Origin of the sequence: Pseudomonas sp. B21-048 (genome assembly GCF_024748615.1) — a bacterium.
Classification (GTDB): Bacteria; Pseudomonadota; Gammaproteobacteria; order Pseudomonadales; family Pseudomonadaceae; genus Aquipseudomonas.
Map to the genome: position 1 here is coordinate 2,881,622 of NZ_CP087168.1, position 21,212 is coordinate 2,902,833.

At 59.1% G+C, this 21,212-nt stretch carries 24 protein-coding genes; all 24 read right to left on the reverse strand.

What is annotated here, in order from left to right:
* Positions 1-47 precede the first annotated feature (47 nt).
* The gene (locus LOY56_RS13540; RefSeq protein ID WP_258614708.1) at positions 48-506 is read right to left on the reverse strand and encodes a phage tail assembly chaperone; all 459 of its coding nucleotides are present in this window, start codon (positions 504-506) and stop codon (positions 48-50) included.
* Between the two features lie 12 nt (positions 507-518).
* The gene (locus LOY56_RS13545) at positions 519-1,556 is read right to left on the reverse strand and encodes a tail fiber protein (protein ID WP_258614709.1); all 1,038 of its coding nucleotides are present in this window, start codon (positions 1,554-1,556) and stop codon (positions 519-521) included.
* A 162-nt stretch (positions 1,557-1,718) separates the two neighbouring features.
* Positions 1,719-4,934: a host specificity protein J gene (locus LOY56_RS13550; protein ID WP_258614711.1), complete on the reverse strand. Its 3,216-nt coding sequence runs from the start codon at positions 4,932-4,934 to the stop codon at positions 1,719-1,721.
* Positions 4,931-5,551, reverse strand: a complete 621-nt coding sequence (locus tag LOY56_RS13555) for a tail assembly protein (protein WP_258614712.1) — start codon at positions 5,549-5,551, stop codon at positions 4,931-4,933. The genes LOY56_RS13550 and LOY56_RS13555 overlap by 4 nt, the downstream gene beginning before the upstream one ends.
* Positions 5,552-5,608: 57 nt before the next feature.
* Entirely contained in the window at positions 5,609-6,028 is a 420-nt protein-coding gene (locus tag LOY56_RS13560; protein WP_258614713.1) for a hypothetical protein, read from the reverse strand.
* Between the two features lie 57 nt (positions 6,029-6,085).
* Positions 6,086-6,793, reverse strand: a complete 708-nt coding sequence (locus LOY56_RS13565) for a C40 family peptidase (protein ID WP_258614714.1) — start codon at positions 6,791-6,793, stop codon at positions 6,086-6,088.
* A 2-nt stretch (positions 6,794-6,795) separates the two neighbouring features.
* Positions 6,796-7,488, reverse strand: a complete 693-nt coding sequence (locus LOY56_RS13570) for a phage minor tail protein L (RefSeq protein ID WP_258614718.1) — start codon at positions 7,486-7,488, stop codon at positions 6,796-6,798.
* Positions 7,485-7,814, reverse strand: a complete 330-nt coding sequence (locus LOY56_RS13575; RefSeq protein ID WP_258614720.1) for a phage tail protein — start codon at positions 7,812-7,814, stop codon at positions 7,485-7,487. Before LOY56_RS13575 ends, LOY56_RS13570 begins: the two co-directional genes overlap by 4 nt.
* A 9-nt stretch (positions 7,815-7,823) precedes the next feature.
* On the reverse strand, positions 7,824-10,817 hold the full coding sequence (locus LOY56_RS13580; RefSeq protein ID WP_258614723.1) for a phage tail tape measure protein: 2,994 nt from the start codon (positions 10,815-10,817) through the stop codon (positions 7,824-7,826).
* A gap of 27 nt (positions 10,818-10,844) precedes the next feature.
* A complete protein-coding gene (locus LOY56_RS13585; protein ID WP_258614726.1) occupies positions 10,845-11,117 on the reverse strand; it encodes a DUF1799 domain-containing protein in 273 nt (90 codons plus the stop codon).
* Between the two features lie 47 nt (positions 11,118-11,164).
* Positions 11,165-11,548 carry a phage tail assembly chaperone gene (locus LOY56_RS13590; protein ID WP_258614728.1) on the reverse strand — a complete coding sequence of 128 codons (384 nt, stop codon included), beginning with the start codon at positions 11,546-11,548 and terminating at the stop codon, positions 11,165-11,167.
* Between the two features lie 9 nt (positions 11,549-11,557).
* Entirely contained in the window at positions 11,558-12,205 is a 648-nt protein-coding gene (locus LOY56_RS13595) for a phage tail protein (protein WP_258614729.1), read from the reverse strand.
* Between the two features lie 71 nt (positions 12,206-12,276).
* Complete coding sequence (locus LOY56_RS13600; RefSeq protein WP_258614730.1) at positions 12,277-12,693, reverse strand: DUF4128 domain-containing protein; 417 nt, start codon at positions 12,691-12,693, stop codon at positions 12,277-12,279.
* Positions 12,690-13,286: a hypothetical protein gene (locus tag LOY56_RS13605; protein ID WP_258614731.1), complete on the reverse strand. Its 597-nt coding sequence runs from the start codon at positions 13,284-13,286 to the stop codon at positions 12,690-12,692. Before LOY56_RS13605 ends, LOY56_RS13600 begins: the two co-directional genes overlap by 4 nt.
* The gene (locus LOY56_RS13610) at positions 13,283-13,651 is read right to left on the reverse strand and encodes a hypothetical protein (protein WP_258614733.1); all 369 of its coding nucleotides are present in this window, start codon (positions 13,649-13,651) and stop codon (positions 13,283-13,285) included. The genes LOY56_RS13605 and LOY56_RS13610 overlap by 4 nt, the downstream gene beginning before the upstream one ends.
* 336 nt (positions 13,652-13,987) lie before the next feature.
* Complete coding sequence (locus tag LOY56_RS13615) at positions 13,988-14,488, reverse strand: DnaT-like ssDNA-binding protein (RefSeq protein ID WP_258614734.1); 501 nt, start codon at positions 14,486-14,488, stop codon at positions 13,988-13,990.
* A 3-nt stretch (positions 14,489-14,491) separates the two neighbouring features.
* Complete coding sequence (locus tag LOY56_RS13620) at positions 14,492-14,803, reverse strand: hypothetical protein (RefSeq protein ID WP_258614736.1); 312 nt, start codon at positions 14,801-14,803, stop codon at positions 14,492-14,494.
* A 53-nt stretch (positions 14,804-14,856) separates the two neighbouring features.
* Positions 14,857-15,825, reverse strand: a complete 969-nt coding sequence (locus tag LOY56_RS13625; protein WP_007941820.1) for a major capsid protein — start codon at positions 15,823-15,825, stop codon at positions 14,857-14,859.
* An 11-nt stretch (positions 15,826-15,836) separates the two neighbouring features.
* Positions 15,837-16,547 (reverse strand): hypothetical protein, encoded by a 711-nt coding sequence (locus LOY56_RS13630; protein WP_258614737.1) that lies wholly within the window; start codon positions 16,545-16,547, stop codon positions 15,837-15,839.
* A gap of 86 nt (positions 16,548-16,633) precedes the next feature.
* Entirely contained in the window at positions 16,634-16,897 is a 264-nt protein-coding gene (locus tag LOY56_RS13635) for a hypothetical protein (protein WP_258614739.1), read from the reverse strand.
* 17 nt (positions 16,898-16,914) lie between these two features.
* Entirely contained in the window at positions 16,915-18,006 is a 1,092-nt protein-coding gene (locus tag LOY56_RS13640) for a minor capsid protein (protein WP_258614740.1), read from the reverse strand.
* Positions 17,981-19,441 carry a DUF4055 domain-containing protein gene (locus LOY56_RS13645; protein ID WP_258614741.1) on the reverse strand — a complete coding sequence of 487 codons (1,461 nt, stop codon included), beginning with the start codon at positions 19,439-19,441 and terminating at the stop codon, positions 17,981-17,983. Before LOY56_RS13645 ends, LOY56_RS13640 begins: the two co-directional genes overlap by 26 nt.
* Positions 19,438-20,739, reverse strand: coding sequence for a terminase large subunit (locus LOY56_RS13650; protein ID WP_258614743.1), 1,302 nt, complete (start codon positions 20,737-20,739; stop codon positions 19,438-19,440). Before LOY56_RS13650 ends, LOY56_RS13645 begins: the two co-directional genes overlap by 4 nt.
* The gene (locus tag LOY56_RS13655; RefSeq protein ID WP_258614744.1) at positions 20,726-21,187 is read right to left on the reverse strand and encodes a DUF2280 domain-containing protein; all 462 of its coding nucleotides are present in this window, start codon (positions 21,185-21,187) and stop codon (positions 20,726-20,728) included. Before LOY56_RS13655 ends, LOY56_RS13650 begins: the two co-directional genes overlap by 14 nt.
* Between the last annotated feature and the right edge of the window lie 25 nt (positions 21,188-21,212).

A 21,212-nucleotide genomic window follows, 5' to 3' on the forward strand; every position in this document is an offset into this window, starting at 1 on the left:
AGCGAAAAAAAGCCCGCACTTGGCGGGCATCGGAGTTACGGGTTCGGTTAGGGAGAGGTCGGCCACGTCAGCACTGGCAGACTGCACTCAGGGAAGCCATCAGCTTTTGGCAGATCGCGGAGCGCTTGACGATAATCCAATGCGGCTTTGAGCTTGGTGGCTGTGAGTGTTGGTGTTGCGCCGGCCAGCAACTCGTCTTGATGCCTGATTACCATCCAGTCCGACGAATACAGAAGTTGTACGCGCTCATTCAAAAGGGCAGACACCTTTGCAGCGTGGATGTCTTCTGGCGTTGGGACCGGGTCTGGCTCGGGCAACGGACGATCGGTAAGAGTCCAGTCAGCACCATTGAATGTGCAGATTTGAGTGACGCTATCAAAGTCAGGCGGGGCAACTTCTGTAGAGTTTGCTGGGAGAAGAAAAACACCCGGTTCCAGTGGGGATTCAAAGGCGTCTGTTACCCCGACAAACTCCATACTTGTTGGGTCAAAGCTGTAAACAATCATTTTTCTTTATCCTCAATATTTAATGCAAGCCAGCAACGCAATGTTCTTCATCCGCGTTTCTGAACCACTACCCGCCGGGCCCGTGCTGCCAGAAGCCCAGTTAGCAACTGTGGTGCTACCACCGCCGGTGGCTGTAGTGAAGAATGTCGCAGAGCCATACGTGTGGGTGTGAACAGGGAATTGATCTCCCTGCAGGCTACCGAACACACGACCAGGGTCGAGGCCAACGCCGCCATCCCAGCCGCGAGGAGCTCTGGCACGAACATCAGGAACGTTAAACGTGGTTGATCCGTCACCAACACCAAATGGGCAGATGACAACGGTTGTTGTAGAGGTGGCCGTGGCGTTTGAAGACAGCGTGATGGTGCTGGCACCGACAGCAGTGATAGTCGCGCCAGCGGGAATACCAGGGCCGCTAATCGGCATGCCGACCCACATAGCTTGCGGGCTGGCCACGCTTGAAATGCTGTTGCTGCCCGATGTAACCGTACCCGTCACTTGTGCCGTTATCGCGGCGAACAGCGTAGCGTAGGTGTTACGCGATACTGCTGTGCCATACGCCGGCAAATATCCACTTGGTGGAGACATTGTTGCAAACCAATCGACGCGTCCCGGCTGACTAAGCAAAGTCATCGCTTGACCAAGCGGCAGCGCGTGCTGGCTTTGGGTGGCCTGCGCAACTTGCTCGGCAGCCCCGGTGCAAAACAGCAAGATGTAAGAGCCGCCGTCAACGGAGCTACTCCACTGAGCCCATGCCTCGCCGTTAGCAACAATTTCGCCACCCTGGAGAGCGGAGTGAGCCCTCCCGACGAGCGCTACGACACCAAGGCCATCATTGATTGTGCAGGACCCAGTATTAGCGTTGGTCGCTTTGAAGCGGATCGGAACGCTTCCGCCACGGGAAGTAATGGCAGGCGTAAAGTTGCACACATAAGCATTGGCCGCTCCGGTATCGACGGCGAAAAAGCTCGCACTGACGGCATCCCGCAGCATGGAGTCCAGCGCCCCCATATCCAGCCAGGCTGTATTCGTACTGTTGCGCTTTTTCATGCGACCCGTGCCAGTATCCGCCCACACTTGGCACGGGAATGTCGGGTTTGGCGTTGCTGCCCCGCTGCTCTGAGACGCGAGCGCCTGCAGTGCAGCATTCATATCGGTTCTGAACGTAAGGCCAGGCCCATTGGCAACGTCCATATCATGCTGCGACATAGGTCAGTATCCCTTTGAGATGTAGTCGATAGAGCGGCCCGACTGGGCGACTCCGCCGGAATTGCGGATGAAGACGATGAATCCGGTAGCCGTCTTTGCCGAGACGTCCAGGTAGTCGCCTGGGGAAAGCCCTTGCGCGGTCAGGCTGACCGCAGGGGGTGCGTTGAACGGCGGCGAATAGCTGATGACCAACCCGCCCACGGGAACCGGAAGGTCATTTCCGCTATCAATGCGATCGGGCATGTCGATCACCACCTCAAGCTTGGAAACGTCCATCCAGTGCGAGGTCAGCTGTACGGATCCGCGCAATTGGAAGTCGAACAGGCGCGCGCGATAGTCGCCGACGACAAACGGCTTCCAGGCCGACCACACTGGCGGGGAAACGTCCGATGTGCGCACCCAGAGCGACAGCGAGGCGCCGCTAGGCGGATCACCATCAATGCCGAGGAGCACATCGAAGTCCACCACTGTGTCGATGTAGGTGCCGTCGTCATACAGCGCGGCCTCTACATCAGCGGTCAGTCGGCAGTCATAGACATAGCCGAGATCCGCCGCCGCAGCGAAGCTGTACGTCGCCGACAGCAACGAGCCGCCGAACTTATCAATCTCGCCAAGCAGCGCATCAACATCCGTCACATCATCCACGAACCCAGCACCCGACAGCTTCAGCACCCCATCTGCTGCGGCTGCATTGACCGCCATCCCGGCGAAGGCAGGCGACTCGGTAATGGTCAGCACCACGTTGGACGGCAGAGTTGCCTGCGCATCCGACCAGACCTCGGTGATAGGCCCGCCGACTCCCGAGGAGTCGACCGCACGCGCCAGGTACTTGCCCGGCAGCAACGCCACCACGGACGATGTTGAGCGCCCCGCTACCTCGATCAGCGGCAAAGCGGCATCCCAAGTGGCAGCCGTATTGCGCGCATGACGAATGGCGATACTGCCGCCAAGCTTCACGTCCAGCTCTGGAACGGGATCCCACGCCAGCGTTGCTACGCTGTTGATTACGTCGAGCCTCAGCCCGGCTAAAGCCGATGGAGGCATCAGCAGTGCCTGAGCGGTATAGGTCTGAATGGAAGCCGCACCGGAAAGGCCAAGGGCCGATTTCGGCGTAACGCGAACCGACCACAAACCCGAGGATGCAGAGTCAAAGTCGATGCTGGGCGTCGACACTTCCCCGACATACTCCCAGTTGCCCCCTGGTTTCATTACCTCGATCTGATAGCGCATCGCCCGCACCGGCTGGGTCCAGCTGACCGAAAGTCGTGCGGCAGCCAGACCGGTACCGGTGTCATAGAGTGATTCGAAAAATGTCAGCTGACCGACTGCATCTGGCTTGGCCAGGTTGACGATGCTGGTCGGGTTGTCGACATCCGGTGTGCCGTACTCAACCTGGTTGAACTTATCCGAGTCAAACGCCACGGCGCTGATCGCGTAGGTACCGTCGTCACCTTCGCTGATGCCTATGACGCGAAACTTCTGCGTCTCCAGTGCAGCTGTTGAGAACACCCATGGAGCAGAGGCCAGGGGCGCAGAGGCCAGCGGTGGCGATACGTTGATCTGTGTCGCGCCGACCGTCACCGTGACATTCGCGCTGGCATAGCTGCCATCGCTCATGATCACGCCGACCACACCTGCGCCCACCACACCGATGGGGGCATCCAGTAGTAGTGTGGAGGCTGTGCTCCCCGCCAGCAGTCGCCCGCCATTGCGTGCGCCGGCCCGATTGGCATCGGCGACGTCGATGATGTCGCCCGGCAGAGGTAGCGCGCCGTCTGCACCGACGGCAAAGGTCACGGCCTCCGATTCGGCATACAATAACCAGCGGCCCAAACGACGGGCCTGTCCGCGAGAGGTGCAGCCAACAGCCACAACGTCGCTCTGCTGGATTCGCCCCCACTTCGCGATCAGCTCGGGGCGCTCGACCACCTCGACCGTCTGCTTATATTGCTGGTTCGGGTCGTTCCAGGTGACAGCGGCGACGTTATAGCGCTGATCCGATGCGACCGACTGATAGCTGAAGTCGCCACCAACCACGTTGGCATTGTTGAACAGGTATCTACTGGAGCGTGGCGCGTCCTGCACTGCGGTCAGCGTCCCGCCCGCCCAAAAGCAAATAGCGCGGAACACGGAAACCATATCGTTGACCAGCTTCCAGGCATCCTGCTGAGTGGTCAGCGCGAGGTTGCAGGTAAAGCGCGGCTCCCAAGCGCCGTAACCGTTTGGAACCATCGCATCGCAATACTGGGCGATGTTGTACAGCGACCACTTATCGACCAGCGCGGTATCGAGCAATCCCCCCAACCCATAGCGGGTGTTGGTCAGCATGTCATACCAGACCCAGGCCGGATTATCAGACCATGCACGCTTGAAGGCGCCATTCCAGGAGCCACTGTACGTGCGCGTCGCAGGGTTGTAGTTGCTCGGAACCAGAACCTTGAGCCCGCGCACCATGAAGGCCATGCGCGGGATGCTGGCGAACTGCTGAGCATCAATGCTGACGCCGCACAGCGCAGTATTTGGATAGCGCAGCTTCTCGTCCCACAACAGGGTCATGCTGTCGAAGAAGGTGCGGTTCTGGATCGTAGAACTGGTCGAATCGCCCCCCATTCGGGTGGCGCGGATATAGCGCGGCAGGCCGCCAGATGCCGGCAAACGCAGATAGTACGAAAACTGCGTGCGGCTCATGGTTTTGCCATTGATCAAGATGTCTTCGCACATCTGATACCACGCGCCGCTGCCGTGCTTTGCCTCCAGGCGAAACAGCGCGGAAGAGCCGCCCGTGTCGCCGTTCTGCGTATTCTGTGAGAACAGTTGCGGAACGCTGACCGTCACCCGAACTGCATCAGCATCGGTATCGGTGATGGCGCGCTCGATGGGAATCCATCCTTTCAGCTCGACACCGACGGACTGCTCGGCCTCAAGCCCGGTGATCGGCATATAGCCCTGCCACTGGGTGCCGGTGCGCTTATCGATGCTGACGCTGGAAAAGTTGTAGCTGCCGTCGGAGTTCTGCAGTGGCACATCGTCGAAGAAAACCCCCTGATCGCCGCCGACGAAGCCTTCTATCTCCCCCTCGCAGATTGCATGCAGTACCCGCACATGCTGACGCGAACGCAGGCTTTCAGGTGCCTCTACGGCGGCGCGCACGGAACCACTGCTACTGCTGCTTCCGCCACTCTTCCCGCCACCCTTTCTACCGACAATTACTTCACTCATACCGGTAGAGCCTCCGTCCAGGTGCCGACTGTGATAACGCTGGAGCCGACTAGCATCTGGCCGTAAATGACGGGCACAGGAAGCCCCTGCTGCGTAGAGTTGAACGCGCCGTTGAACAGGTACGAAGGCTTGTTTTCGGTGCTGGCCTGCTCTTGCTGGCTGCCTGACTTCGAACTTGGGACCGGCGTGAGCATTTGCACGACACCGCCAATGACCATGGCGGCCCCCACCTGCATCATTGGTACGCCTATCCACCCCTGGCCGAAGCCGGAGAGCACCGCGCCAGCGACGATCAATACGACACCGACGATGGTTTGAAACACTCCGCCGTTCTTGCTACCCGCAATGACCGGCACGATGCGAATTTCTGTGGTTCCGCTGAGGGTAAATTCACCCTCGCTGACGTTCTCGCGGTTGCGAAATATGGCGTAACGAAGGCCTTTGCGCGCCGAGCCGCGAATGAAATCCTCGAAGCCCGGAATGGTGTGTTTTAGCGCGCTGAAAGCCTCAACGGTTGTCCCAGCCTCAAGCTGGCGGAAATGCTCGCGACCAAAGGCTTGAGCTAAGCTGCCGGAGAGCAAAATTCTGGTCATGGCCTTGCTTTGGGCGGCTGTCATACTTTTCTCCGGGCAATAAAAAACCGCCCCGTGGGCGGCTTTGCTGGTCTGTGCTAGTTAGAGGCTGGTTGGCCGAACATCTAATCCTGAATCTGGGGATGAGAAAACCCTAAGGTACTTCTCCTGGCCTTGCTTCAATATCGTTTCTGTCTCTGTGCGCTTCTCATTCGCACCACAAAGCCCGGAACCCTCAAGGGCCGCGCCGACAACCCATTCTCCCGACGGGAGTATAAAAGTCGCTTTTTCTTTTGGGTCGAGCTTAGCAACGCGATCGCCGTTCAGAAAAATAGTGGCATAGCAGGCGCTGCCAATAAATCCGCTATCTCTGATAACTGTGATTTTTCCAGCGCCTTGTAGCTCAGCCTGGTACGCAAACACGCGATCAGCGGGAGCGCTTACAGCTTGAGCATTCGGAACTGGTGAGGTGGCGCACCCGGCCAAGGAAATCAGCGCCAAGGCTGTGAGAATCTTCCGCATGTTGAGCCTCCAATGTTTTGGCGACTCTAACAGGGAGATTGCGCATAAATACAGGGCCTATCGCGTGTAGCGCATGATATGCGTCGTGCACTCACGGTAGGCGCGGCCATAGACCTCGCGGCAGCTCAGGCGGCCATACAGGTGATGCAGTAAGACATCGCCATCCAGCCAAATCGCGCCGTGGCACGGTGTTGCGCTGCCGATCGCCATGACGATCAAGTCGCCTTGCTCGGGCGTATCAACCGGAACAAAGCCGGTGCGGGCGAAGTTGTCGACATACAGGCTCTCGCCGTTATGCCACCAGTCGTCCTTGCGATGGAAGTCCATCAGCGTGATACCGAGTACCTGGCGGTAGTAGTCGCGTACCAGGGTGTAGCAGTCGATGACGCCATGGACGAAGACGCGGCCTTCCAGCGGCAGCTCGCCGGCGGCGGGCATCTCATGCCAGGTCGCAGCGCCATCCTTCAGCCCAACAATCCACCAGGTCATGCGACTGGCGGCGTGGCTGGCGATGTCATGCAGGCTCGGCTCGGGACCGGCGTCAGGGTGCGAATGAACAACCACGACGATATCGCCCATGTCTTCTGCCGTCGCGTAGTCCTCAGGGTGCAGGATGAAGTGGTCCGGTTCTTCTGACTGGTTGCGACACGGCACGTAGGACGGCTTGCCGCGCACACTGACGACCAGGCCCACCGCCTCACGCGGATAGTCGGCGCGAGCATGCGCTTCAGCATCAGTCCGACACTTGTTGAATAGTTCGCTCATGATCAGAGTCTCGGAACGCGGGCAATGCCCGGAAAGCCGCCAAATGGCAACTCGCCGTTTGCGCCGAAGCGCATCTTGCAACCGGTCATTGTGCGGCTGCACTGATCTAGCGCGGGATTGCTAGTCGGCCGGTTGGCGTAGTCCGCCACCGGGCCGCCGCCGTATCCGCACTCGCCCGAGCGATAAGCCCACAGGCAAGTGCCAGCGACCACCTGTCGCCGCGGCAACTTCACGCCCTGCAGGTCCAGCGGCGAGCCCAGTTCGAACTCGATCGCGGCCGGCGTTTCGTTGACCTTGCGCGTGATAATCCAGGTTTCGACCGGATACTCTTCAGCCGGGTTGGCTGTAGGGTTGCCGTCGGCAAAGTTCACCGCGTCCATGTATTTGACCAGCGTGCGGCGGCGCTTGAGCTTGACCGCGAGCAGGTCTTCGTACTGACGGCACAGCGCCGAAATGGTGCCGCCGAAGTTACCGACCTGCAGCTTTGGCCTGGCCGGCGATCCTTGGCTCGGCGTAGCGAACTCGGTACCGTTGAGTGGCCAAGGCGTGTAGACGTTCCCCTGCCAGACCACTGAATTCAACTTTTCGTTGGTTCCGGCGTGAAAGCGGATCGTCTGGTCTGGCAGCACCAGCTCGAACCCTTCCCAGATGGAAAGTCCTGTCGCCAGCGAAAGTTGACCTTGTAGTTCACTCATTCGTAAACCTCCTCAAAGGTCACGGACAGCCCATCAATGCCCTTGGCGATGTTGGTGCGAGTCCATTCTCGGCAAACAAAAACCCCGATCGATTGACCGGAATGCGTGTAGGTGAAAGCCTCGATAGCGCCCCGAGCCTTAAGGAATGCATCAATGGCTTCGATCTCCGCCTTGGGCCGCTTGAAGGTCAGGGCGAGCTTGCGCGGCTGTCGGTTGATGCCGGTTCCCTGCCGCTGCTCATACCCATCACCGAACTTGATGACCTTGACCGTCGGCGTGATCGTCTTGGTGGCGTCGTAGGTCGGAACCCATGTGAATGCCAGCATGATTCCTCCTTAGGCGAGTTGCCCGCCATTACGGCGCGCGGTTGCGATTTCCTGACGGCAGACGACCTTGATGGCTTCGGCCAGACGAGCAGGATCGGGGGATGCGCCGCCACCTTCGGAGGCGTCCACTGTCACGCTGACGTTGACCGTGCTCGAATTGGCGCCACCCCGAACCCCGAGACGACCTTGTGAGTCTCGTGCCAGCGGCACGATTGCCTCTGGGCCAGCCTCACCCATCACGCCGGTCTTGCCGTTGGCCATTCCGAACGCGGTCGGCGTGCTGACCACGCTGTCGGAGAACGCGCCGCCATTAGCGAACATCTGCACGTCGCCGGACCATGCGCCCCCCTTCGCTTGCGGGAAGTAGGTCGAGGAATAGCCGGCCTGAGATGCGCCAAGCGAAGTTGACGAGCTGCCACCGAAGTACGAACTAGCTGCAGAAGCAGCCAGGCCGAACAGACCGCTCAGCGCCGAGGAACTGGCCTGCCGAGTAGCGATACGCGCCATATCGGCGAGTATCGACTTGGCGAAGTCACCAAACGACAGTTTCCCGGTCATGGCGAACTGGACAACGGCGTCTTCCATAGAGCTGAACGCATTGGTGAACAGGCTCTTCGTCTGCCCGGCCACGTCGCGCGACGACTCCAGGTAGTTCTCCCAGGCCGACGATGCGCCGGCAGTCCAACTACCTTGTGCCGATGTCATGTCGTCGTAGTTGGCGACCACCACATTGCGCAGCTCCTGCTGGCTCTGCGCAACGGCTTTCAGCTTGGCGTTGTACTCATCGAGGCTCATACCACGCGAGCCATCGCCATACTGGTTGGCCAGGTCGATGCGCTGAGCGTTGGCCTTGTCGTCGATTCCGTTTTGCTGCTCAGTCAGCCCACGTTGCCGATCACCCTGGCCAAGGCCAGAAGCCGCTCGCAGACCCTGCTGCCGAAGTGTCTCGACCTGTTGCTGAAGAGCGCTGGTGTACGTGCTGACCGCCAGTGTCTGCTTGCGCAGCCGACCTTCTTCATTGGTCGCAATGATTGCCAGTTCGCTGTCGCTGCCCTGCTGCGCCTTGACCATGGCGGAGCGCGCATCCGAGATTTTTTGATCAATCTGGATGACCTGCGCCGCAGTGGTTCCCTTCTTGGTCTTGACCGCTTCGAGCGCATCGATTTCCGACTGATAGCTCTGGGCAACTTCGGTGGCTTCCTGCTGAAGCAGGCCGACACGCTGCTCGGTAAAACTCGCCTGAGAGATGACGCCGGCGCGCTGGGAGGCTTCCAGTTCCTTCTCGGCGTTTTTGTAATAGGCCAGGGTTTCGGCCAGGGCGTTTTTCGCGTTGTTGAAACCTGTCAGGTCAACGCTTCCCGCAACGGCGGCCGGGTCCTTGTTCTTGTCCTTTATGTTTTGGATGTTTTTGGTAACAACATCAGCCTGGACAGAGGGATCATTGGGAGTTGCCTTTCGGATCGCCTCTACGTCACGCAAATACTCCTTGATGAGCTTGTTACGCTTTTCTTCGTTCGTGAGGTTTGAATCAGAGAGCGCTTTGACTCGGCGCTGTGCATCTTGCGCCTTGTCCTGAGTCTGCTGATACAGTCCTGCGGCAGAAGCAATTGCTGCTTGGGTATCCCGTTGCTTGGTAAGGAATTCGAGCTCTTGCTGAGAGTTCTGCAGCTTCTTTTTGGCGTCGGTGTCATCAGGGTCTGCGGCCAAAGCGCTGCGTGCGAAGGCGACACTCTGGGTCAGTTCAACAATTCGCTTCGCCGATTCCTCGGCTCGACCTATATCCTTGAAAGCATCCAGAGTTTTCTGGGTTTCAGATGCCACCCCCTTCCAGGCCTTCTCCCAGAGACTTAGGTTGCTGATGATTTGCCCAGATCGGGACTGAATCGTATCGGCATATGTGTCGGTGAGCAGCTTGGTTGCACCGATCTCATCGCCCTGCTCTTTCAGGGCAACGATTTGCGAGTACACCGACGCGGTAAGGAAGTGGTACTGCTCGTTCAGCGACTTGGCTGCCGCCACCGGGTCATCAGCAATCTTCACAAACTCAGCGACTGTTGCATCCACCGATTTACCGGTGGCTTTTTCCATCGCCAACGCCGCCTCGGCGATCTCGACGAAACTGCCACTTGCAAGTTTTCCGCTACCGGCCAACGTAGCCAACACGTCTGCGGCTGCACCCGTTGTACCCACCGTTGCGCTGACCTGACGGGCCATCTCGGAAAGCTGCCCGGCGCTGGTACCGGCAAAGTTGCCGGTGAGTGTCAGCGCCTTGTTGTACTCGCTGGTTTCTTTGGTGCCCTGGTAATACGCATTTGTGAGAGCCGCAATACCGGCAGCGGCCAACGCAATAGGAGCAGCAACGGCAGCGAAGCCAATCGCGGCGCTACCAGCCCCAGCACCCAGTTGTGCCACTGCACGAACGCCACTGCCCCAGTCACCTGACGACAGAGCGTTGCCCAATTGAACGACGTTTTCCTGCGCTTGGCGGGTTCCGAGCTTCAGTTTGTCGAACCCGGTGGCGGTTTTTTCGAGCTTGGCGTAATCCTTGTCGATTTTGCTCAGTGACGAATTGTACTGGTCTTGACTGATGCGACCGGCATCGAGGTGCTTACCCAGTTGCTCAACCTGAGTGTCCAGCTTGGACATTGCCGCCTTGGCCGGATCGATCGCGCCGAGCAGGCTGTTCAGGGCCTTCTGCTCATCCAGTGTCGACTTGGCCAGGGCCACCTGCTGCTTATCGAGCTGCGCGGTGATATTGGTGAATTCAGCCTCGCCGTAGGCGCCGGTTTTGGTGAGTTTCGCCAGACTCTCACGCTGCTTGGCCAGCTCTTGCGTGGTGGTTGCGCCTTTCGACAGCGACTTCTCCAGCGCCTCCATCTCTTTCATCAGGCCGACAGCGGATTGCTCTGCCCGCTCGCCGGACTTGGTCAGCTTGTCGAGATCGGTCGCAGCCTGGGCAGCATCAGCCGAGTCGATCTTAATGCCGAGTTCTGCAATGTTCATCGACTCACCTTGAATAAGTGCCCGTCTTCACGGGCTGTTGTCGCGGGCTTCAGCCATGACTGCGATGGCTTCCGACTCCATGACGCGGATGTCCTGAAATACGCTGGGGCGATCCTTCGCCGGTACGCCGACGAGTCGCATTACATTCGGCAGGACGCCGTAATCGAGGCCAGTTGCGCCGCATGCACCCGTACGCCACTGAGTCCCCATCGAATCCATGACGAGGAACGCCTTCCAGTTGTCCGGCCAGACTTCGAAAGTCTCGTCATAGTCGTCCGGAGATAGTCCGAATAACGCCAACTGTTCGGCCGAAACTGAAGGCTCGTATAGCGCACGAGCGGCGGCGGTTAGTTTCCCAGGCGGGCCTTCCCGAAGGCTTCGCTGTAGGCCTTAACCACTTCATCCGATACGCCGATGCAGCTCTTCACCAGAGCAGTGATCGACTCGTCGTTGAGTTCATCGTCGAAGCCCCACGACACGACCAAGTCTTTGATTTGACCAGCGCCCTGCTCGACTTCGGCCGCGGTTACTTCGGAAAGAGAGGGCTGCGTCCCCTTGAAGCGCTCGCCGATGGCCTCCGCCTTTTCCTTCCATGAGTCAAACAGCTCAGCAAGCGCCGTACGGTCGCGGTATTTGAACGTGAACGGCACCATTGCCGGCGTGCCGCCAACCTGCGGAATGGAAACATCAACGGTGAACGTCGGTTTCGGCGCGATGGAAAACTTTGCCATGAGGATTCCTTACGACAGGTAGCGGGTAGGTGCTGCTTGCAGCGCCAGGGAGACGGTGCGAGTCAGCAAGTTGTTGCGAGATACCGCAGGCTGGAGCGAGAACGAGGTGTAGGCGCCGTAATACAACTTGTCGGTACCTGGCAGATTCAGGCGAGCGGCTTGCATCGACTTCGCAGAATCGGCGGCCGTAACGATGGCGACATAGGGCAGAGACGGGTCATCGGCGACAGTCAGCACCATGCTGGCGGCGGATTTGTCGGTCGGCAGCTGGCGGCCTTGCTGGTCTTCAAGGAAGACGATGTCGGCGTAATTTTGATCTCCGCCGGAGAAGGCAACATCGGTGATCTGAGGGATTTGAGCCCAGGTCAGTACCTTCGTCAGCGTGCCCGCGCCGGAGCCGGCAGGGAATATCTGGGTGCTGGTGGTGTCGATCGCTTCCAGGGTAATCGCGGTCGCGGTCGCGGTTTTCACGCGGACCACTTTGCCGTTAAGCGGAGTCCAACCAGAAGTGAGCTGAACGATGTCGCCGGTCACCAGCGTGGCACCGACAGTGGTGCAGATGGCTTCAGCTGCGTTGGAGATGGCCGAGAATGCGAGCGGAGCGGCGTAGGTAGCGGCATGCTCGAACGTCGCGCCATTCGGGAGTTTGTAGCCCATGGGGGGTTCCTCTTTTCAGAAATGACAAAACCCGCTCAAAGGCGGGTTCTGGGTTTGCCCAACGGGCTAATTCAGTTGGTGTCGGCTCGGTACAAAAACGAAACCGGCACCGTATAGGTGGTGTTGTCTGGAATGCCGGGGCCCGGGTCAACCGGCGTCATCGTCACAACGGTCAGCGCTCCCTTGGTGTTCCGCTCGTACAGCGGGAACAGCGCGGCGATCTGGTCGGCGATCACACCCGCCGCACCGCGGTACTTACCCGATGGCGTCACGATGCTGACCTGAAACACACCGGTGTACAGCTTGTGGTCACCGCCGAGTGTGTTGCTCGCAGTATCGGCCGGCAGCGTGAATGCCTTCAGGTAGGTCGCGCCGTTCACGGGCGTATAGGTCTCGTTCTCGACGACGACCTTCAATGGCACCGACAAGGCTTTCGCCCAATTGATCAGCTTGGCCTCGTAGATCGAAGCGATGAGGTTATGGCTCATACCTGGTTGTTCCTGATGGCTTCATCGACGATCTGCTGGAACCGGGCCACAGTGATGCGGACCATGCCGCCCGGTGCCTGGGTCGAATGTCCGAACTCGAGCGGGATGGCGTACGGCAGGTTGTTGATGAGGTAGGCAGTCTGTCCGGCAGTGAAGTCACTGACAGCCGAAACCAATGCAGCGATTGTTGCTTGCCCGCCTGGATCAACCTCGTCAAAGGTCACGTTCTCCACTACATCGATCGAGAGGTGCCAATTCGCTCGGAACCGCCCGCCGACGTAGCCTTCAGGGGCAACGATATCCATGCCGTCGTTCAGCTTGCGCCCAGGCTTAAGTCGACCAGCCTTCGTCAGGTTGGCCGGATCGCTGCGCAAATCGCTGTTGTGATCGTCCACGGCCTTGTTGTACTGGCTGGCCACGGCGTTCTGCGCCCAGATCTCGGGGTTACCCACCGGTGACATGCGGATAACGCTGCTGCCGATCTCAATGATGATCTCGCGCAGACTGGCGTCGATGGCTTCTGTGGCCTGGGCCGCAAACTCGGCGAGGCTTAGGGCGAAACTGCCGGGCTGGCCGGATCCGGCGCGACTCACGACCGCACCTGCAGCTCATACAAAATCGGTGTGCCAGCCGGGTTGATCTCTTTCAGCGGAGGGACAATTGACCAGGTGCGCCCCTGAATGATCACCTTGTTCAGCAAATCCGGAACCCACTCCAGCCCCTGAGCGGCGATTTTCAATTTCTTGTCGCCCTGCTTGATGAGGCTGTTGTTCTGGAACTCTTGGCCGGTGAAGTCGAGCAGGATGCCTTGGGCGATTTGCTCAATGGTGGCGCCCGGTGACTCGCCAACCGTCTCAGGGTCATACTCGCCCGGTTCCGTCTTGCTGATGGTCACGGACTGGCCGAACTCTGTGATCATATCCAGAGCCATCACGGCCATTTCTTCATAGAAAGCCACAAGCAGCCTCGCTCAAGGAAAGGATTCATGAATAACCTGGACCGTGCACAACTTATCTTCGTAGCACTGCAGAATTACCTAGCATGTCGCTCGGATCTAAAGCGCTTTTATCGCTATGAATTGATGGCAACGATTCAGGAGACATTTGAGAGGACTGACATTCAAGGGTACGCAGCGATAGCCAAAAATCGTTGCTGCCCTTCTTCGAACGATGAAAGCCTTCATGTCAATTATGAAGCAACAATTCATCTAGTCATTTTGATAGGAAGTGCAAATCAGCTTTTACCGCAAGACCTTTTCTTTAACTGGTGGTGGTATGACCTATTGAATTTCGGATCAAGCTCTAACTGCAAAAAGACCACGCTTCAATAGATAATCCGCAAACTGCGTTGCACTCGGCCGGTCCGGCGCCGCCGGCAACAGTCGGCCGCTGGTGTTTGGGATCGTTGCATACTCGCGAGTTACTGCGCCTTCGACACGCTCCAGGGTGATTGCGCCTTTGCGCTTCTCCACCGGATCGATGTCGTCGGTGTGGATCTCGGCGGCCAAGGCCATCTGGCCGTACTGGATGCGCGCCGGTAGGTAGTTGTCAGGTTTGATCTGACAGTCCAGCTCAACCCCTCGACGCGGCCAGGCCAAGGCCTGATCGCTGTCCGTCTTGCGCCCCTTCCAGGTCATGCCATCCATCGCCAAGGCGGACCGACGAAGCAGTGCTTCTTGCGTAGGCTCATCCACAGGAATGGTCACACCGAACTTTCCGGCATACATGACCAAGTCTGCGGCGCTCGCGTAGCTTTCGGCGTCAGGCTTGCCGGTACCGTCCTCGATGATGAGCATGTGTCAGTCCTGGTCTTTCAGCAGTTGCAGAAGGGTTGGCTGATCGGAGTTACTGTCGAAGGCTACGCCTTTCTTCGTCAGCGCGGCCTGGAGTTCTTCGAGCTTCAGTTTATCGCGCGGATCTGCGGTTGAGGCCTTCGAGGCTGGGCGGTACTCGGGTTTCAGCTTCGCCCTCGGTGGTTTCTCAACTTCGCCACCACGGTCTTCCGTGACATTGGCATCGATGATGATCAGGCCTTCCTTTTTGGCGATTGCCTTCACGTCATCTTCGTAGCGGTGAAACGGGCCCGGCAGATACCAGATGTTATCAGTCATCACTGTTACTCCGCTGGGCCAGGGCATTATGCCCCGGCGCAGTCATCGAATGGTTACTTGGAGGCGTCGCCGATCAGAGCAACACCAGCGGTGTCCTTGATGCTGGCTGCGGTTTTGTCCCAGTTGGTGCCGGTGGCGAGCGCGGCGCTGGATGGCGACTTGCCGCCGTTCGCGACATCCCAGGTGTAACCCTTGATGCCGAGACCGAAGGTGTAGTCCACCTGGATGGTCGTGGTGATGCGCTCGTTACCGTTGTTGGTCTGCACGTTCGAGATGATGTCTCGGTTGTCGTGCACCAGCGCCGCGCCAGCGGCCAGACCCAAGATGATCTCCTTGTTCGGCGTACCGGCTTGAGCGAGAGCCGGCGCATCAGTGACGATCGAGGTCTTGCCGAGGATGTCGACAACACGAACGTTGCCGGCCTGGAACAGGTTGTTCGGGTTCGCGAGGCCCTGGCCGACCAGCTTGTGCCAGGTGGTGCCCTGCATGACCTGAGCTACCAGGTTCTGACTGGCATCGCCGAATTTCGCGTGCGCGCTGTTTAGGCCCGACTGGGTGATACCGGCGGTTGCCGACACATCGTTGACCGCAGCTGCTTGCGCAGTGATGGCCGCCACCAGTGCAGCGATGGCAGTGTTCAACTGATCCTTCAGCAGCACTTCAGCAAACGCGCGGCTAGCGACTTCAACGCCTTGAGCGGTTGGACGCTGCAGCCATGTCATTTGAGACGGCTCGTAGCGAATCGGACCGAAGCCACCCGCCACTTTCACAGTGGTGTCTTGCAGTTCGGTCAGGTCGACCGGAGTCACCGCGGCGTTGGCGCCGTAGCGGTTCACGCGACGCTGAGCTGCACCGAGGTTCTGGAAGAACGACTCTTGCAGGAAGTCACCGGTGAAGCCGTTCGGCGACAGCACAATCGCGCCGTTGCTGGCTGCGTTGAACGCCTCCAGCATTTGATCCAGCGTCTCGAGAGTCGCCGGCATGATGTAATCGTTGAAAACCTGCATTTGAGACAGGGACATGGGTCAAATCCTTAATTTAGGGGGAGATCAGAGAACCGAGAGGCGATTGCCGCCGTGCGCTCCGCTTTGGTACCGCCGATGTTTCCTTTTGCGGCCCCGCCGCCACCTCCAGCACCGCCAGCCCCGCCGCCAGATGCCTTACTGCCCGCGATCAACGGCGCGAACGCCGTGTCGTTTGCGAATTCTGCTTTCAGCTCATCCAGCGTTGCCGCCGAGAGCTTGCCCTGCTGGTCGAGAACGACCACAACAGGCTTCCCGTCGCGCTGCTCGACGCTCAGACGGCGTTCGATGTGCGGCAACAGGGCTTTGGCGCTGCCCGGGATTGCCAGGGCAGACGCGATATCAGTAGCGGTACGGCCGACAGTCAGATCCCGGATCTGCGCGCTCAGCGTTCCACGCTCCTGCTCCAGCGTGCCGTTCAGCTCAGCTTCGCGGCGGTTGTACTTCTCGGACCAGGAGCGCTCGAGCTCTTCGACGTTACCGGACTTCCGGGCATTCTCCTCACGCTCCAGGCGCGCCTGATCTTCGGCGTCCTTGCGGGCCTTGTCGGCGGCCTTCTTCTCATCAAGCAGTTCCTGAACCTTGGATTTCAGGCCAGAGACATCCTCAGGCTGAGGCAGACCTTCAATGCCGAGGACGTACTTGCCGTCCTTCTCGGTGTAAAGAGCGCGCACGGTGTCATCCACCCCATCCAGAGTGTCCAGCTGATATTTCAAACCCATTTGCTTGTCTCCCAGAGACGATTTGCAGGCCCTGCCTGCGGGCATAAAAAAACCCGCCGGAGCGGGTTTGATGTAGTAAATGTAATTCAGAGGCCTAGGGCGACCTCAAGACGCAGCCCATTTCGACTCCTTTCAGTCATTTCATTGACCTCCAAAGCGGTAGCCATGGGTGCGTCTGCCGCAGCGATATGCTCACTAATTGCATCGCTATGGCTGAGCGATTTCTCCAGCGCTCTGTAGAAGTCACCTTCGCCGATGAAGGTCTGGAGTTTGTTGAGATGTTCAGCAGGCGATAATCCAGCCGCACTGGCCTTTGCGGCGGCTTTGAAAATAGAACTGATTGTTTGCAAGAGCTGTTCCTCTGTGTTTAGAGGGACAATCCTGCCCTCTCAAATGCCAAAGGTTCAAGCTTCTTCATCTGCACAAGGGTCAGAGGTGAAAAGTTGCGATCCAGCTGCAGCTCTGAGAATCGTTCGATGCTCAGACCGCCTTCGCGGAACAACTTGGCGCGGACCGGGCCGATAGCCCTGTCCTGAAACGCGGCCGGCTGTTGCTTGAGCCAGTCGTAGTAACTGAGGTCCGCCCTCACCTGCTGAGGACCACCGTCGCCGATGGATGCTCGCGTGGCGTCCTTCGCGAACAGAGCGCTGAAACGGGTGACCGCCACCACCGTCGAACGACAGTTGATGTGGATCGGCGGCCGGGGCCCCTCGGTCAACTTGAAGCGCTGCTTGTCGAGCGACCGGCACTGACTGGTCGTCTTCGTATCCAGGGTGCTGACCCACTCCACCGCCTGCACGACGTCGGAGTTCTCTTTCAGCGTCTCCATACGTGCTTGGGTGGCGACATGCTGCACTGCTGTCCGTACCACGGCGCCGGCGTTGCGATTGGTCGTGGCCAGGATGCCGTCGTTGTACTGGAGCGCCTTTGTCCCGCGAATGTTCTTGATGATCTGGAAGTTCGTCTGGCCTTCGAAGAAGCCCTGCCGGATCGCGCCTGTGAGGCGTTGTCGCTCGGTGGCGGTGAAGCCATCGATGAACGTCTTGAGCAGCTTGCCGCCGTCAGCACCTCGCACGCTGAGTGGGTTGCCGAGGATTGCCGTCCTGATTGCAGCAGCACCTGGTACCGCCGCATCAAACGAGACGCCAACCGGTGCCGCCCGGGTCAGGCTGGTCGCCTCGAACTCAGCCTCGTAGTTCGCAATGTCAATTAGATCGAGGTTCAGCTTGTCGCTGTAGCGGTTGAAGATGCCCAGAAGCAGGCTATCGACCTCACTCAGCAGCCGCTCCAGCCGGACGATGGTGTAGTCCGTCAGGTCCGCCCGGGTCAGTCGCTCACGGATCGAACGATCGATCTCCTTGAGGAAAGGTCCGAACTTCGCGACCTCCCCCGACTTCAGTTGCTCGAGGAAAACGGCGTGCCGAATCGTGGCATCAAGGATCGCTTGGTTTGCCGCCATTCGGGATTACCTCGTCGTCATCCAGATCAATCACCGGATTCTCTGTTTCCAGTTCGTCGCGGATCTGGTCGTCGGTCTTCTCGGGATCGATCACCCCGCGATCACGCAGGTACTGCCAGAAGTCGCCCGCCGGCAACTTGCCGCCCTGCACTGCGTTGAACAGTGCCGAAAGGATCGTCGCGTCCAGGGTGATCTGGCTGAAGTCCTGATTGAGTTTGTAGAGGGTTTCGCCGGGGGCGTTTACGAACTCAGCCATCCAGACCAGGCACTGGCTGTAGGCCTCGCTGACGTTGCTCACCACCAGCGAAAGGACGCTGTGTTCGGCGGCGCTGTCGTTGTCGGCCTGGGTTGCGGTCTTCACCGCGCTGCCTCGTTCGATCAGTCGGGCGCCGAGTGACACCATGTCCTCTTTCTTGCCGTCCATTGCCTCTTTGGCCACGGTATTGGGCTGAGCTTGCCAGACGCCGCACGTGCCGCTGACCGGAAGCAACCAAGGCGCACGGGAGCCGAGGAAGATGCCGCCCTTCTCCATGTGATCGCGCCACTGCTCATCAAGGCCGGCCATCCATGGCTGAGGCTGACCCACCAGGTAGGCCGCCTCTTCGTAGTCAGCACTGTTGCGGTAATGGCCGATGTTGACTTCAGCCATGTCGTAAAGCGGCGAATCGTCGATGCTGGTGTCGTTGTTCTCGCTGCCCAGAAACTGAAACGGGATCACTCGCCAAGGCTGACCGAGGCCATTCAGTGGAGTGAAGGGTGCGATGGTCATTGCCGTTTCGCTGGAGCCCTCTTCCCACACTTCCTGCGTGTAGACGCCGGCGGCATCCAGGCGCAGCACCCGGTATTGAACAACCTGCTCGCTACCAAAGCCGTCATCGGTGTCGACATCGACCGTCTCGCGCAGCACGACCAGGCACAGCAGATGCTGGCCGCCGACTTGGCGCGTCTTCCAATTGATGATCGCCTCGGCCGGGTAGCTGGCGATGTTCGCCCGGGCTCGACCTGCTTGTTCGTCTGCCTTGCTCACCGAGCCGGCCACCACAGCCGCGTAATCCACCAGTAACCCGTGGCGGCCGACTTCGAGCAGATGCCCGATGACCGATTGCGACTGTTGGTAGACGCTTACGCCTTGCCCGTCGATGTCCTTCGACACGTAGTCGAGTGCGCCGGGGACGGTCAGCGTTGGCCAGGTGCGGAACACTGCACCCACTAGACTGTGTTTTGTCCGGCCCGTTGCGTTGTAGAACACGGCGCGTTTCTTGTACGCATCGTAGCGATCCTTGTTGTCCTTGCTGGTGTCCGAAGCATTCGGTCGAGGCAGGTACTGATCACCGGCAGCCTTAATGGTTTCCGAACCCTTGCAGACGTCGCGCACCAAGCGCCACCGGTACTGCGCCGCCTTGTACTCGGGACGGGTAAAAGTGACGTCCGTCATCGGGCGACTCCCATTTTCATTGTGGTGACCGGTTTAACGATCGGGTACTCGCGATGAATGAAGTAACCGCCGCCATCGTTGGCGTGGTCGTTGCCCTGGCTCTTGTCCGGCTCGCCGTTGGGCGCCCAGATTTGCTGCTCAAGGCCGTCGGCGTAAGTCGGGCATGTGAATGGGTTGACCAGGTAACGCCGCTCACCCTGCGCGTTGCAGAACATGGCGTTCATGGCGTTGATCCGATCCTTGACTGGCGGGTTGGCCGCCGGCGCGATGACTGTGAAGCCCGCCTGCTTGAGCATGGCGATATCGGTGACGCTGGCGTTGACAGACTTGCGCGAATCACCAGAGGCGTCCGGGTAGATTCGGATCTCGCAGGTCTTCTTGTAGTCGTTGCCGGTGTGCTCCCAGTAGCGCTCCTTGATGCGACGGATCATGTCCGGCGTGTCGTAGCCATCCATCAACTCATCGACTGCGCGGGGCAGACCTTGGTCGCGTTTGACATGAGTGATCGCCGCCATCTTGCCGACGTTGAAGTCCATGCCGATGAACAGCGGCTCACCCGTCTGCACAGTGTCGAAACACTGATTCAGCTTGCGGTCGTACGTGTGGTAGATCGAGCCGGACGTCAGGTTGACGAACTGGCCGTTCAGGTAAGCGAGGATCAGCTGCGGCGGATACGACTCCATCAACGATTCGATGTAGTCGCTTGGCAGGTTCAGTTCGTTGTCGAACGTGCTCGCCTGCACCAGGCCGTACATCTCATTCAGCTTCGGCTTATCGCGGAGCTGCTTCACGAACTGCAAGAAGACGAACTTGAAGCCTTCCGGCGTCGTGGTTACGTCCACACCGTTCTTCAACCCCGGCAGGTTGTAACGCATCCGGGCAATGATCTTGCGCCAGGCTTGCTGAGCCTTGATCGACGTCAACACGTCCAGCTCATCCACCAGAGCATGGCCAATCTTGAAACCGACAATCGTCTGCGGCTTCTCCATCGACCGGCAAATCACAGTGCCGCGATACTGCCGGCCGCTGTAGATGTGAACCTCATGGTTCGCCTGGTTGATCTTGGTCTTCAGTCCCCAGTCGTAGGCCACCTCTTCCACCGTCGGATAGAAGATGTCCCGGATCTGCGGGTAAGTCGGTGCGAAGTAACCAGCGTTTACACCTGGCCACTCCATGAAGTGCTTGCACAGCGCCGAACATCCGACCCAGGTCTTCCCTGAGCCGAAGCCAGCAACGAATGCGCGGAATTTGTTGGGGAGAGTGAGGAACTGAGCCTGCGGAACGTTAAGGCTCGGCATTCGGCTTCCTCGCATCCACTACGTCGACCTGTATGCGGGTCGGGATTGCCGGCTCGTCGCCAGGTTCGTCCTTCCGGTGCCGGTTGACGTACATGTCGCCGGTTTCTTTCGCGGCCTGCTCCAAGATCTGCATGGCCAGGCCGATGTTCTTCATCGTCTCGGCCTTCTCCACGAATCGGTTCATGGCGCGGAGTCGGAAGGCGCGGTTGGCGATCGGAATCTCTGCCGTCTCTTCGCGGAAGCGCTTGCGGGTGTCTTCGAACATCGTCACCCAGCGCTTCGCCAGGCACTTCCCTGAGGTCTTTGTGGGATCGTGTGTTTCAACCTGCTGACGCGTGATCGATACCCCATATTCTTTCTGGACAGCCTCAACAACCTGTGACGGCGTGTCGAAGCACGCCAGGGCCTGAACGATAAAGGCCTTCACGTCATTTTGAAGGGCCGCCATAAATTCTCATCCGTCCAATGCCTGT